Genomic DNA, 14,878 nt, shown 5'->3' with positions numbered 1-14,878 from the left:
GTCACAGGTTACCACCAAAAATACCGCTGCTGTTTACAAACTCAGCGGTGAAACGCATATTCACTACGCCGCCAAGTGTAGGCGCCTCGTCAAAGGAAATTAAACCTGCGCCCGTTACCCCGCTAATTCGGAAGCCAGTGCTGCCTGAGCCGCTAAGGTCACCGCGAAGAATCATCGTCGTCGTGCCCTGAAGAGCGACCTCCAGCTGGCCAAACTCATCTTTCTCTATCAGCACTGGGAAAACAACCAGCGACCCGTCTACGAAGCCTGTGAGGATGATGGAGACACTGTCCGAGGGGAGGCCGCCTCCAAGGCTCGCCGAAGCAGGAGAAGCGCTAACCGGCACGGTGATTAAACCGCCGTTCAGATCGACCCATTCAACGGTGCCACGCCCGTCAACAATATTGCCAGTGAGCGTCATATAACCACTCTTATCGCACACCCGAGCAAAATCAGGAATAGTACGTTCTGTTTGCTGCGTCTCTCCGGCGACAGCCGCCCTCACTTTGCCATCATATTCGCGAATAAATCTGCGGACTTGCGTCATATTGACTTCGGGTGTATCAGTCAGATCCCTGATGCGATCAACTTCTGCATTGAGCGACTCTGCATTCCAGAGTTGTTCCAGCAACTCCAGCACTCGCGCATCATATTTTTGTTTAAACTCTGGGATTTTGTACAGGCGCGATGGAATATTCGTCGCACGATATAATGGGCCCGTGCCTGGGCTTAAAAGGCTATCCTGCTCTAAAGCGGCGTCGGTGCCCCATGGGATGTAATAAAAAAGACCATTGTCAGGGTTGTTGTAAACAAAATAGTTGTTTGCATTCGACACGGAGCCATCCCAGTGGCCGGTCACTGCCTCCGCAGCCCAAAACGTTATGAAGGCATCGAGGTCAACCACTTGAGACAGGAGTCTAGGCAGATTCTCGTCTGTGGCAGTCAGCGCTGAAACGACTGCACTCAGGTCTGATCGGTCGTTTATCTCTCTATTCGTTTTAAGTTGAAAGTTCTCTTTTAGATTTTCGCCGAAATCCGCAATCTGGGCCTCGTATAAATTACCATTGTCATTGGCGAAGTTACGCTTGATAAAATCTTTTTTGATGCTCTCTACATGCGAGTAAATACCCAAATCCTTGCCATTGATGCTAACGCGAGCGAAATTGCATCTGGGCGCGGCCACGCCTGCCTCCCTGAAGAGTTCATAAGCCATGCAGGTGTGGGTGTTGCTGGGATCCTGAAGGTTATTATTCAGTGTCATGCGTTCAAGTCCGTAGTGGCGTCTACCGGGCCTCAGTTCGTCGAAATTTAATTTAAAGGAAGGGCGGCTTGCCGAAAGAGAGCCCAGAAAGCCTTTTTTACGGGCTAGGACGTCCTCCAGTATCTTTCCATCGACGGACACGGTGGCCTTAAAACGGCTATATTCAAATTCGCTCGCACATCCCGTGGCAATAGTCGCAAAATAGCGACCCTCATTGCGCAGGATGTCGTAGTCGTCGGGGTCCATCTTAATGTCAACCTGCACAATCTTATTTGGTTGAAACAACTGGTCGCTTAAATCGGGCTGAGCAGGGCGCAGATCATTGTTACTGACAACAGTTGTATCGCCACCAACGCCGCAGGCGGTCAATACTAATAGAGACAATGCTACTGCAACGCTTAAATATCTGGACATGACAGGTACCGGTAATTATCTGGCTAATGTTATTTTAAACCCACCCCCTAGCATATCAGGCTGGACAGGCCGACACAATGTCATCCCTGCCTCTCGTGAGTCACAACCGACCCACCATAGTCTACATCTAGACGTACGGGGGAAAACATTGGCTTAGTGGTACCCAACAAGCCGCGAACGGGTGTCAGCGCACTACAAAATGCGGTATTGCCGCCAACCACGCTATTGCTTTTACATTAGTGTCTGGCATCCATTTAAAGTTCCCTGCAAAACACCTTGATAAATACGTTTTCAATGGTTGTCGGCCATTCAGCTTAATGCGATTTATTCTGGCGGGTCAGGACGAAAAATCGATCAGTACCTATCAAGACAAAGGCCGCCTTTGGTCGCGCAACCCATTGATAATATTATATAATTTTTTGGCCCGCGGACTAAGGGCACAGATACCTCAGTCAAAAAATAGAAGTTCGGGGTCTCTGTATAAAAAGCTTCTGAAGTGGCGCTGCCTGGGGTCACTGATTTTTTTGCACGGTGATCCATCGACGTTTTTCATGCCATCGTCTGATAGCAGCAGAACTTGGCCACCTTTTTCGTCAGGGAAAGCAGCAATGGCCTCCGGATTGAAGTTTGCAAAGGTCAGACTTTCGACTTTGTCAACGGTACTACTTTCCCCATCCCAGAGGAACAATGAGGACTGACCAGCCTCGGCCTCTTGCTCGTTGCCTATGATCATGTATCGTCCGTTCTCTGACGCCATAGCGCGGATACCGCCATCCAATTCAATCAACCTAGGGCGGCCGAAAGAAGCCACCTCTCCCTCGATGATGCCGCCCGGGTTTTCTAATTCAATGATCAATGACTTATCAGAAATAGTGGGGCTGCGAAAACCTATAAGCAGATGTCCGTTGGGCATATCGGCGATAGCTTCTATGTTCAGGCCCCCCGGCGCCTTGGGAGGTAAGGTGGCTGCAGCCTCGAGCTCGAAGCTCTGGTGTTGAGGCGCAGCAATGATGTCTTGCAGCAAACGGATGTAGGGTGAACCAAAAGGTCGTAAAACAGACTTAAGGCCATCACTATAAATTTTGGTTGCGAAAAACTGCATTCGAGCTTCCACTCTCTTCCCCTTGCGATTACGCCCATGTGAGGAGATCCAATAAATGACATCACCAACACGAGCTGCGCCCTCTAAATCAGCTTCTTTGGTCATTTTACGAGGCTTATTTTTGGTATTATCGGTTTGTTGATGCAGCCCTAGGAAGTCACTAAGCTCGAGAGAAGACTCTTCGGGGCCCGATGTATGCAGGTTGTAGATGAGCAGTCTGTTGAGTTCATCGTCGGCAACAGCAAACGCATCATTACTTATTGCAACAACACCGGAAGCATCACATATTCCACTATGACGGTGCTCTTCAACAAAGGCGGAGACCAAGCTGGCAGAGGATGCTAGCAGTGCGGCTAACAGTAATCTTATCATCATCATCCCTCCAGCATGAGCATCAAGGCTCGATGATAAGGTATGGACCACTGTCTGGCTAACTGCGTGAGTGTGCTCACACAGAATATCGAACATGATGTCATGTGATGCATTGGTCTTGCGTCCAACTCAGCGATTCAGGAAATAATTGCAGAAGATTGTCGCGCTAAGGTATGGCGATAACTTTGCCGACCGTCTTCCTGTCAGCCAAGTCCTGCAGTGTTCGCGGGATATCTTCAAAACCAACGACCCGACCAATGGCAGGTTTTATTTCTCCGTTTTGTACTAGCGAAACAATGATGCTATTAATTTTTTCGCCCAGTGCTGCCGGTACAAAGTTCCAGCCCATGGCATCCTTCAGGAAATCAGACATAGCCTCATCGGCATAGGCAAGCATCACTGTGCATAGACTGATGTTACTTAGTGCAAGCCTGCGCGGCACTAAAAACTTTTCATCCGCCACGGTTTTGTCAGACGAAAATCCCATCATGATATAGCGACCGTTGTACGCAATGGCGCCAAGTGACTGTTCCATGACCGCTTCGCCGACTGTATCGAATACGATATCAACACCTTTTTTGCCGGTCGCTTCTTTAACAACAGCCACAAAGTCGTCGCTATGATAGTTAACGGCAATGTCTGCACCGAGTTTGCGGCACCAGTCCAACTTTTCATCTGCCCCGGCTGTCGCAATAACACGTGCACCGGCATTCACTGCGAGCTGTATAGCGGCCGAACCGACACTGCCAGCGGCAGCATGGATTAATACGGTTTCTCCCGCTTGCACTTTAGCGCGCTCAATTAAACCTAACCACGCCAAATGATAAGGGAAATAAAGTGCTGCTGCATCTGGCAGAGGTATTTCTTTGGGCACTTCGAAGGCTGATACCGGTGGGCAAATTGCATATTCTGCATAGCCGCCGTGTGCACCGGCAGGCATGGCAACCACGTGCTTCCCTTGCCATGATTCACATCCCTTGCCACATTTTTCAACCAGCCCCATGACTTCCATGCCCGGGCTGTAGGGGAATTCGGGTCGTACCATCATGTTGCCGCCGGTGACGCGTTCCAGATCATTTAGGTTGAACGGTATGCCAAGTACCTTGACTTGTAACTCGCCATCACCGGGCTCCGGAATGTCAATGTGTTCCAGTTTTAGCACATCGACTGGCTGACCGTATGCATGTAATCGCCATGCTCGCATTTGGGCAGAGGCTTTGATCATACTGTTGTCCTGATTATCAAAAATTTTTTAGTATAGAGAGGAATTGATGGCTCTATGTTGACGGTAACCGACAACAGAACGCAAGCTCTGCATATTTCCCAGATAGGATCGTTGCGCAGGTGGCCCTAAGGCAAGCATCATCGATGAGTAGGTGGCAACGTTAACTAGTCAGAAACGGTATGCGTGTAACGACATGCTGGACGCCACTTGCGAGCAAGAACGACCCGCGGCATCACCGTTGTCTAACAGCCTGAAGGAAGCCCGACACATGCGTCGCCGCTGCCATCCCCATTAGTGTCTAACTGGTCAGGATTGGCTATTACTATGCAATTATCACAGCTATCCCCAGTGCCATCTTCATCGGTGTCTAACTGGTCAGGATTGGCTATTATTATGCAATTATCACAGCTATCCCCAGTGCCATCTTCATCGGTGTCTACCTGGTCAGGGTTGGCTATTAGCAGGCAATTATCACACGCATCTCCACTGCCATCTCCATCAGCGTCTAACTGATCAGGGTTGGCTATTAGCAAGCAGTTATCACAGGTATCCCCACTGCCATCTTCATCGGTGTCTAACTGGTCAGGGTTGGCTATTAGCAGGCAATTATCACACGCATCTCCACTGCCATCTCCATCAGCGTCTAACTGGTCAGGGTTGGGTATTAGCGGGCAATTATCAGTAATATCAGTAAAGCCATCACCATCTAAATCGATGAACTCAGTGTAACTGCCGACTAGTGAGACACCTGAAAACGTTGAGTAGGCCCGCACCATCACATAGTAGGTGCCGATCTGCACATTGCTGATGCTACAGGTCTCGTTATTGCCGGTCAGGTAGGGCCGGCAGTCGTAGCTAGAGGTGGTCGGCACCGTACCAAATCTGACGTAGAGGTCAGCGTCGCCACTGCCCCCGGACATCGCAAATAGTAGCTCGGTTGCGCCGCCGGTTACCTCCATGGTGTAGTAAAGCGGTGAGTCGGTATCCGCAGCAGCAAGGCCGCTCACCGGCGTTCCATTGTCCAATACGCCAGCGCCGCTATTGCCGCCAGCTGCAGCCGCGACGGCTGCCGCCGCATCAACCATGCCGCTGCCACATTGGCTGCAGCTACCCACAAAGGTTCGAGTGGTAGTCGTGAGAATGGTCTCGACACCGTCAGGCGTAATCGTGGGATCTATGGCGTATATCAGTGCGGCGACGCCTGCGACATGCGGGGCGGCCATCGAGGTGCCCTGGTAGAATTCATAGCTGTCGCTGCTGGGACTGGTAATGCCGATGTTCAAGGTCGACAGAATCCCTCCGCCGCTGCCTCCACCCGGTGCTGCCACGTCCACCACAGCACCATAGTTCGAATAGTAGGCTCGGGCACCGGCACGATTGGTGGCTGCCACCGTGATGACACCGGTGCAGTTAGCCGGAGTAGAGTTGGACGCATTGGTATTCTCATTGCCGGCCGCAACGACCACTGTTGAGCCGAGAGCGCGGGCACTGTTAATAGCTGCCTGAGTGGTGGAGGAACAACTCCCGCCACCGCCGAGGGACAGGTTGAGGACCTGAGCTGGGTTACCATTCGTGGGCACGCCGTTGACAGTGCCGCCCGCGGCCCAGATCATCCCATCGGCAATGTCCGACATGTAGCCGCCACAGCGACCCAGAACCCTCACCGGCAGTATACGGGCATCAAATGCGACACCTGCAACGCCGGTTCCGTTGTCCGTCTTGGCTGCGATGGAGCCCGCCACATGGGTGCCGTGCCACGACGAGTTGGAGGCTGGTGATCCGGTGTAGCACTGATCGGCGGTCTCCCAGTCGCCCGGATCCAAGGCATCGCTGTCACGACCGTCACCGTCTTGCGATATGAATGGGTCGTCGATGAAGTCGTAGCCAGGCAATATGTTAGCGATGAGGTCGGAATGCGCGAGGTAACCCGTGTCGATAACCGCGACCACGACATTGCTCCCAGTGGCGCTGTCCCACGCGCTGGTCATGCGCAGACCGCCGACACTCTCGAAGTACTGCCACTGGTCGGGGTAGAGGCTGTCGTTCGGCGTGAACAGCGGCTGCATCAGTATATCTTCCTCTACGTACTCCACTTCAGGATCCGCACGCAGGGCTGTAATGACCTGCTGTAGGCGACCACGATCGGACGGCTCCATGAGCAGAATTTCCGCACCGGTGGCGATACTCCGCTGTCGCTGCAGGCGCACAGCGTCTCTCGACTCCAGTCGCTCGAGCACCGGACGTGCGCGTTGGCCGCGGCTGGACTGGCTGTCATTGGCATTGACGTTGCGGAACTTGACGATAATCCTCGGTGCGATCTCAGAGTTCTGAGGCTGAACGGCCGGTTGATTACGGTCATCGACATCGATAATAGCGGATGCTGAGGTGTTAATGAGGAGTGTCAGCGACATTGCAGCGCCGAGGCGGATTGACCAGGCTTGAATACGTGTCTTCACGGTTTTTCCCTGATGGGGGTGTCCAATGCCGGTCCCTGCGTTCATCCCCAATACTCTGAGGGAAGATAACCACTCTTCGCAAGGCTTGTCAATTTCCGCTGGCGCGATAGCCACATTTTCACTTTGGTGTGTGCACAACTTTACGAACCAAAGAATTCCTCGACAGGCGTTACCAGGGTGCTTCCTGCGGATGGACTGGCAGGTTTTCTGGGCCCGATCACTTTGGCGCTGTCGATGCAATCGGCGGATGGCGTAAAGACGATAAGCTGGTGGCTCTATGTGGCATCAGGTGTGATACTGATTTGCGTCGTTCTCTTTCATGTGTTGCGCCGCATGGACTGCGCCCAACTCGCAATGACTTCTCCCGCATGGAAGTAACGCTTAAGCTCAGCTACTGGGGTTCGAAGGGTGCCCGTAACCGTATCAAGTTGACCATGGGCAATAGTCTTTAGCCAAGAGGCCTCGACAGCTCGGTTGCCCCGGGGCTTTATTATTGATTATAGCTCCAGCGGCACATCAGTAACGGCGGAATGGCCTTTAAGCAGTGCATCAAAGTCAGTTGTCGGTGGGCTGTCTGGCTCTAGCGAGCAGTCAGTCTTAAACCACCTGCCAATATCATCGTCAGATATGAATTCAGCAAGTGGTGCGGCAACCAGCTCCCGAATTTCTCCCGCCGTGCATCCTGGCACATTGAAACTTGTTACCGTATCAGCGCTGGCTGAGCCGCTGATCAGCGCATCCCGATTATCTTTGATCCAGTCAGTGACAAGGATCACTGCTGCATCGTAGTCGGCGTACTCGGGAAACACGCTGACGCTGGCTGCAACAGCGGGGTAGCCTGCTCTAGCCGCCGTGCGGGCAGCCCCAACAGTTCCCGAAGTTACGGCATACGGTCCCACATTATGCCCCTTGTTCACTCCCACAACGACCAAATGGGGAACGATGCCCAGATCTTCGAGGGCAACATTTACCGCATCAGCCGGGTAACCGTAGACAGCAACACCCTGGTAACCGCTGGCTGTGGCCGAATCTTCCGACACCAAATCTCCCTCGGTTGTTTTGTCGGAGGAGCCACTTTGGTTTTCTGCCGGAGCCACAAGTTTCACCTCAACATCGTCCAGCTCCAAGAGTCCATTTACCAAGGCGTCGATGCCCGGTGCTCCGATACCATCGTCATTGGTAACCAGTAGGGTCAGTGTCTGCTGCTCCGGTGTGGCTATTATGTCAGAGCTATCCGAACAGCCAGTAAACAGGACAACACTAAGACAGGATGTAATCGCAATCCGTAAATTCATACAAAGCAGTCCAGCATTATTGAAGGATTAGAAAGTTCAGTTTTTATGCCCTATAAAAGAAATCTGATTTGCCACTTTCAAGAGTATGGTACCACGAGGTGGTTCAAAGCTCTCCTGTCGCCCTCCCCATTTATGCAGCTAGATCAGTTCGTTACTGTGCACCCACCATCGCCCTCCTCACACAGACAGCCGCAGAGATTTTTGAGAACTCATGCAGCGGTTAGTAATTTATTCAACCTGGGTAGGCATCTAAGGTAATGACCTATATGAACTATAAGGGTATTCCCTATAAGCGAATGGAAGCCAATATAGATATCTATATGGGGGAGATTCCGGCCCTCGTTGGCCAGCCAATTATACCGGTGATTTTGACCCCCGATAATCAGGTTATGCAAGATTCAACGCCAATAGTCGAATGGTTCGAAAGCCAATACCAAGCAAAGCCCGCGATCCCCGAGGATCCTCGACTGGCGTTTATCATGTGGCTGCTTGAAGAATTTGCCGATGAATATATGCCTCGCTTACATATGCATACGCGCTGGGGCAACGAGCAAAATAGACGCACATTAAGCCACCGAATTGCCAGATTTATGGCCTTTGGGAAATCCGATGTAGAACCCGCTGATGTGTCTTTACTGCAGCTCACATTGAATGATCGCCCCGGTCGCAGATGTAAATGCGAGTTTTAATGTTGTCGCTGCTCGCGTGTCGCCTTTATAAAATCCATTCCACTGATATTCTCCCTGCAAAATTGATGTCAAGCCGAGAGTTGGTGGAACTCTGGCATACAGTCTTGCATGGTTTGTGTCCGCGCCTTGTAGATACATTTTGGTTAAAAATGGATTCACCCGTGAGTCGAATGCGATGGAGACACTTTGTACCCCCGGCCACCTGCTTTTTTTCGTGCTTAGTTGAGCTCCCTCGCAAAGTGAGCCTTGATATTCAGCGTTAGCCATACTGCCGCGTTCGTTATACGGTCTTTGAAAACGGTACTTTTCCAGGAACAGACGGTGGTCACTTACATTGCCATACCATTCTTTTTGGAGAATCATAGAGAAACTTTTTTGTATTAGACCAGGATTCAGCTCCCCCACTACTTGCAGGAAGCTGGATTGGGTGTGGAACCAGTTCAGCTCCTTTCTGGTGTAATCACTTGATCCCCAGAGAAGTATCAGGGGTATGCTCGCGGTGAGGGTCATGGTGATAATGTAATGCTGGCGCTTGTAGGTTTGCCGCAAATGGAAAAATAGCAAACAACTGACATTCAACCAATAGTGCATCGAAATGGTTTGATAACGATTCGCTTCTGGCGCAATGAAGGCCACGCGACCGAACCAGATTGCACAGGAAATCGCCAGGCACAGTGTTGCCATTGCCAGAAATAATTGTATTGCACCAGATGGTAGTTCACGCTTGAAATAGGCACAGAGGCCCAGTTTTAGCCAGTGGTAACCAATGTATACGGCAGAGCTCAATACTGCAGCTGGCGCGACAAAAGGATGCTGGAAGCCGATAGTAGCGCCAAGTTGTAGGCACGTCCTGGAAACTATCAATATCAGTCTATTCCAGTAAAGGGTAAAAGATGTCGTCTGGGTGAGGACGTCGGGATTGTTGGCGATGGCGACTTTCAGGGCTTCCAAAAAAGCGGGAGACGCAGCCAGTTCCGAACCATCCGAACCGATACCTTGCAGATAAAGGGCTACGAAGAGGGTTGTATAAACAATCATTAGGCCAAGCGGCCAGCGACCTGGACGCTGGAATACGGTCATCAGAGGCAGGAGAAGACAGGTCAGGACGCCACTGAAGTTTGAAAAGGCGGCAATTGATGCACATAAGCAGGCCAATAAGGCCCTTTGGGTCGTCACCTTGGCCCCTTGGGCAAGTACTAACCAGAAACTCGCAGCACTGGCCGCCATTGCTACATACCAACTGGCGTTTTGCGGATCCAGCAGGCCCATGTATTGGCTGGGGCTGCAAAGGAACAACAGCACAACCCCGGCAATAAATAGCTGCGCTGAGTTTTGGTGATCTAACAGGGAGCGTGCGGCTTTCAGGTAGACGAGGAAAACAACAAGCAGACTTATCCAGAGGCTAAGGTAGAGGAAATAATTCTTACCACCGAGAAATGTGTAGTCCATCAGCATCAGCAGGCGAGTGATGGCAATCCGGTGGGCATGGGCAAAAGGGGAAACCCATTCCCCAAATGAAATACTTTGCCATCCATCCGTAACGCCGCTCTGAACCAAAGGGAGAATGTAGGCAAGATCCCGCACAGGAGCTTCAGTGTAAAACCGTAACCAAATCGCACTACTTGCAAGTAGTGCGAGGGCGCCCAGCGAGACGATCACCAGTGAAAAAATCCAGCTAAAGCGATTAAGCATTGATGGTTCTGATTCCCCGTGATTGGTAGTAAATACAGAAATTTATTTAGCGCAGGATACAAAATCGAGTAGATGCTTAAGCCGCTGTCATAAAAACCAGAACCAGTCCACATTTTACCATTCTGGAAAGCCTGACCATAGGTATCTTAAGCAATCTCTAACGCAGAGAATATCATAAAACAACACCTCTTGAATAATGGTAAATGGGAGTACAGCAAAGTACAGTAGAGCAAAGCAAATACCCTTAAAGTATAGGATAAATAAACGGCCTATTGAGATTAAATTTCCTGACTGATCCTGCTAACTGAACTAGAGAAATTCGCGACATACCCGCCTACTGCCCTGAAAAGTTGTTCGCTGAGGTGACCGTGTAATTCATATTCGTCCATTCCTGAACGAGAGCCCGCAGCAGTCCGTGCCATGGGGTTTTCAGTGGCGTCCCTGCTGATGAAACTCCGTCCCGGCGAAAAGAGACAGCGTGTCAGGTGGCGCCCTGGTTGGCGGTACCAGAAGGGGCCGGGCAGGGGCTTCCTTTTCCGTCTCGCGAAGATGAGCCAGGATCCGGGCGATGACGTCCTGGTCCTCAATACACGCGATGACTCTGACAGATCCGCCGCAGCGGCTGCAGACTTCAATGTCGATATTGAATACTCGCTTGAGTCGCTGGGCCCAGGTCATAGCCGCATGACGCTGGATCGATGAGACGACGTCACTATCGACAGGGCGCATTGCACCTTTGCCTCGTTTTGCCGGAGTGACCAGTCCGCGCCAGCGATGGTTCGGCGCGAGGACGCCATGATAACGGGTAAGATTGACCCTCGGCTTCGGTACCAGGGCTGCCAATCGTGCAATGAAATCCACCGGATCGAAGGCCACCTGGGTTGTTTCGTCTCGGTAAGGCGTCTTCAGGGTGTAAACCACCTTGCCCGTAGAGCTGAGTGATAGACGTGGGATGGCCACGGCGGGGCGAGCGATGCACCGGCAGAGGCGCTCCCGTTTATCCGTTTGATGCCCCTCACAGCTCACGCCGGCGTGCAGGGAAAATCCATTGGCCTTGGCGACGCGTTCCAGTCCGGGATTAGGCCGGTCGAGTGGGCGGATGGTGCGAATCATGAAGGCTTTGCGACCCTGTTGCGGGCCGACGGCGATCCGATAAGACACGGAACTACCCAGGATATGAGGCATGGCATCCGCCTCGTCTGTGGGATCGAGTTCCAGCCAGGCGCTCTCGGTGTCCTGCTCCAGCAAGCCCTGTCGTTCCAGGCAGCGGCCGACACGTCGGCTGATAAGCTGAACCAGATCCTCCAGCTCGTCTTTAACCGGCGCTTTGAGGCGTTGAAATCGGGGTGACCGATCCCCTCGGCTGGCGGGTGGTCGGGATTTGAAGGTGCCTTGCCTGAGGGTTGGGGAAGGTGAGAAATGGATCTATGAATCTGATGAGATAATTGGGAATTTCGAGGGGCGGTTTTTGGTGGGGTAGATGTTGGTGCGCAGGTCGTCAAAGCCGGAAGCCAATTTTAACCTGTCGATTGCTGGGGAAGATTGCCAGGTCATCTGGAGCCCTCCTTCAAAAGTCTCAATTGCTTACCCCAGCTGCCTGCCATATAGACAGTAGCTTTCTGAAGCTAGATTGCGCCAGAAATCCGAAAATCCGGTTCTAGCGTACACGTGTATCTCTTAGATTCTCTTGTGAGACCACTAAAAGAATCCTTTGTTACAATAACCAAATATGAAAGGTTGAGGGAACGCCAAAGGGGATCGGCCTTTTCGGCTATAGCCTCATGTAAACGTGCAACTCTTTCCTCATCATTTTCTATAGCACCAAAAGAGCCATAGGCGGCGGCCTGATATACATCAGCAGAGTATTCGTCGACCAAAAATATTTCAAACCTCGTCTTATTCCTCTTTCTTGCCACTTCCATTACGGTGGTTCGGCAAGTGGAGAACACTTCTTTAAGTTCTTCAGGCGTAGCGCTAAATAAATCTGATTCGATTTTTGCAGGTCTTAGTTTTTTTCTGCCTCAGCCGTCTTATTCGCTGTATTCGCCGCACTTTTTCGCGCGACTTCATCTTCTTTCTCCTGAGCAGCTAGCTCAGCAAAGCGGGGATTAACGGTCACAGAGTCCCCACCGCATCCTGCAAAGAAAAGAAATAGCGTAAGTAGCATTATGGCAACAGGCAACAGGCAACAGGCAAAGGGAAATAGTGCAAAGATTGGTCATCTTTAACGTTCATATATCGAAGGTCATCTACCAATTACTAGAAGCTTCTAGCGGAAGCGACACCAGCCTAACACGGACGATCAAGGCTAGCAAAAAACCGAAACGCAAACCCAAAACGAAATTCTGAATTTCTACTTGCGAACGGAGATAAGTTGGCTTTTCAGTATCATCAATTTTCTTTTTTTAACTTGGCGATACATGGGGTATTGCGGTCCTGGCACATTGGTGACAATGAGTACCGCCTAATAGAATAGCACTAGCCATATATAGGCACCGACGGCGACAGCAGCAAGTATCTGCCCCATGTTTCCCATAACACCATAAAATGAATTCCTTTCGAAGCCTATAAGGTCACTTAGTGTAGATTTCCTTTCCGCAAGTAGACAGCAAGCTAACGCCAAAACCGGGGTGAACTGAACCAGATATCGAGGATGACCTGCGGCAAACAGTGGAAGTACCATATTAAGGAAAATTGTTCCCTTGATAAAAATGCCTAGTAGTGGATGCTCTATCGCCTTGATAGGGATTAGCATCAACAATGCCAGCAGTGACATCGCTAGAAAATTAGTAGCTGTATTAAATTTTATCCAGTAGTGCTCTGGCCAATTTCTGTCACTACAAAGCGCACCGTTCACCCGACACGATGCCTCAGCAAACTTCATCGGGAAGTATGAAGGTTCGAATAGATAGTGGTCTATGCTCTCGGACATACGAGTCAGGAGTTGATCATTAGTAACATTTTCAAAAGACTGGGCATGCTCTCTTACATACTGTTCTCCAACCGTAACACCATCTGTGTGCGCTCTCTTTCTTACCGCATTATCAATAGCAAACCACCAGTTTTCTGCTTCATCTTCCTGCCTCAGTTCCCGTCTATAATTTCTGTCGCCAAATGTGACTATTTGACCCAATTTTAGCGATGTTGTTGTCAGTGTCTTAATCTCCGTTTCTTCACTGACGGCAATTGACCAGGGAAGTATAAACAAAATGGAGAGCAGCATGGAGCAGGTAACATATCCCATATTTCGTGTAAATGTGGAGGAGTCTCTAGAAGAAATGAATGCTATTACGAGAAATAGTACTGGTAGCAAGTAAATGTACTGACTTCGCAAATAGATCATTGAAGCAAGCCCGACACTTAACAGAATCGACTTATTTGCCGCCCACTCTTTTACCGACGAGGATTTCAGAGCGATATACATGGCTACCAAACAAGCCAGTAAGTCTGCCCAAAGTGTAGAAGCATAGAGAAGCGCGTACGGAGACATAAACATCACAAGAAAAAGCCAGCTCGCCAGCCTGGAACTCTCCCTTGCTTGAAGCTCCAGCATAATAAGCCACACGAAAAACAGATTTACCATTATCATCCATAGCCTGGCAAAAAACGGTAAATCAACAGTGTTTAGATCAAACAACGTAACGGGAGACAAAACTATGCTCATGCCAGGCATGAACCAGCCACGCGAGAAATATTCAGCACCAAATGTAGCGGAATCAATATCATTACGAATATATTCAGACAGAGCGATTGCAGCACGTAAATAGTGTTGCTCATCACCAATAAGGCCCACATCTTTCATCAAATAGAATGAAATAAATCCCAATAGAAAAAGAACAATAAGCTCTTTCCAGTTAGAGCGAACGGTCTGCATTGAGAGCATGTAGAAGAAGGCCTCTGCACTGATAGGTGACGATCTGGCAATTCGCTAAGGTATCATGGATGTGCGTCGCTAGATCATATAGGAATCAGAATTCAGTGAGGCCTCAAACGCCTCAAAAAAGAATATTGAGATACAATTATCTAAGAATTCAAACTCGAAGTATAGGACAAATAAACGGCCTATTGAGATTAAATGTCCTGACTGATCCTGCTAACTGAACTAGAGAAATTCGCGACATACCCGCCTACTGCCCTGAAAAGTTTTTCGCTGAGGTGACCGTGCAATTCATATTCGTCGACTCCTGAACGAGAGCCCGCAGCAGTCCGTGCCATGGGGTTTTCAGTGGCGTCCCTGCTGATGAAACTCCGTCTCGGCGAAAAGAGACAGCGTGTCAGGTGGCGCCCTGGTTGGCGGTACCAGAAGGGGCCGGGCAGGGGCTTCCTTTTCCGTCTCGCGAAGATGGGCCAGGATCCGGTCGATGACCTCCTG

At 50.5% G+C, this 14,878-nt stretch carries 11 protein-coding genes; 2 read left to right on the top strand and 9 right to left on the bottom strand.

Annotated features, from left to right (window positions below):
* Position 1 precedes the first annotated feature (1 nt).
* The 4 genes from ABXT62_RS14135 to ABXT62_RS14120 form a co-directional block, all read right to left on the bottom strand.
* On the bottom strand, positions 2-1,675 hold the full coding sequence (locus ABXT62_RS14135) for a CotH kinase family protein (protein WP_415355927.1): 1,674 nt from the start codon (positions 1,673-1,675) through the stop codon (positions 2-4).
* A gap of 448 nt (positions 1,676-2,123) precedes the next feature.
* Entirely contained in the window at positions 2,124-3,152 is a 1,029-nt protein-coding gene (locus tag ABXT62_RS14130) for a DUF3616 domain-containing protein (protein ID WP_415355926.1), read from the bottom strand.
* A 163-nt stretch (positions 3,153-3,315) separates the two neighbouring features.
* Positions 3,316-4,374 carry a quinone oxidoreductase family protein gene (locus ABXT62_RS14125; RefSeq protein WP_415355925.1) on the bottom strand — a complete coding sequence of 353 codons (1,059 nt, stop codon included), beginning with the start codon at positions 4,372-4,374 and terminating at the stop codon, positions 3,316-3,318.
* 242 nt (positions 4,375-4,616) lie between these two features.
* Positions 4,617-6,875, bottom strand: coding sequence for a S8 family serine peptidase (locus tag ABXT62_RS14120; RefSeq protein WP_415355924.1), 2,259 nt, complete (start codon positions 6,873-6,875; stop codon positions 4,617-4,619).
* Between the two features lie 132 nt (positions 6,876-7,007).
* Here ABXT62_RS14120 and ABXT62_RS14115 point away from each other — a divergent pair, with 132 nt between their 5' ends.
* Positions 7,008-7,208, top strand: a complete 201-nt coding sequence (locus tag ABXT62_RS14115; RefSeq protein ID WP_415355923.1) for a hypothetical protein — start codon at positions 7,008-7,010, stop codon at positions 7,206-7,208.
* Between the two features lie 119 nt (positions 7,209-7,327).
* Here the strand turns inward: ABXT62_RS14115 and ABXT62_RS14110 are convergent, their stop codons facing one another.
* The gene (locus ABXT62_RS14110) at positions 7,328-8,125 is read right to left on the bottom strand and encodes a 5'/3'-nucleotidase SurE (protein ID WP_415355922.1); all 798 of its coding nucleotides are present in this window, start codon (positions 8,123-8,125) and stop codon (positions 7,328-7,330) included.
* A gap of 257 nt (positions 8,126-8,382) precedes the next feature.
* On the opposite strand from ABXT62_RS14110, the gene ABXT62_RS14105 reads away from it, so the two are divergent.
* Positions 8,383-8,814, top strand: coding sequence for a glutathione S-transferase N-terminal domain-containing protein (locus ABXT62_RS14105; protein ID WP_415355921.1), 432 nt, complete (start codon positions 8,383-8,385; stop codon positions 8,812-8,814).
* On the opposite strand, the gene ABXT62_RS14100 is transcribed toward ABXT62_RS14105, so the two are convergent.
* The 4 genes from ABXT62_RS14100 to ABXT62_RS14085 form a co-directional block, all read right to left on the bottom strand.
* Entirely contained in the window at positions 8,758-10,506 is a 1,749-nt protein-coding gene (locus tag ABXT62_RS14100; protein ID WP_415355920.1) for a hypothetical protein, read from the bottom strand. The two genes, ABXT62_RS14105 and ABXT62_RS14100, sit on opposite strands and share 57 nt — an antisense overlap.
* 429 nt (positions 10,507-10,935) lie before the next feature.
* Positions 10,936-11,931, bottom strand: coding sequence for a transposase (locus ABXT62_RS14095; protein ID WP_415358218.1), 996 nt, complete (start codon positions 11,929-11,931; stop codon positions 10,936-10,938).
* 200 nt (positions 11,932-12,131) lie between these two features.
* On the bottom strand, positions 12,132-12,428 hold the full coding sequence (locus ABXT62_RS14090) for a hypothetical protein (RefSeq protein ID WP_415355919.1): 297 nt from the start codon (positions 12,426-12,428) through the stop codon (positions 12,132-12,134).
* A gap of 542 nt (positions 12,429-12,970) precedes the next feature.
* A complete protein-coding gene (locus ABXT62_RS14085; RefSeq protein ID WP_415355918.1) occupies positions 12,971-14,389 on the bottom strand; it encodes a hypothetical protein in 1,419 nt (472 codons plus the stop codon).
* Between the last annotated feature and the right edge of the window lie 489 nt (positions 14,390-14,878).

This window comes from Halioglobus sp. Uisw_031, assembly GCF_047729875.1.
Taxonomy (GTDB): Bacteria; Pseudomonadota; Gammaproteobacteria; order Pseudomonadales; family Halieaceae; genus Marimicrobium.
The sequence above is the reverse complement of the archived record's forward strand: the minus strand, read 5'-3'. Positions and strand labels throughout refer to the sequence as shown.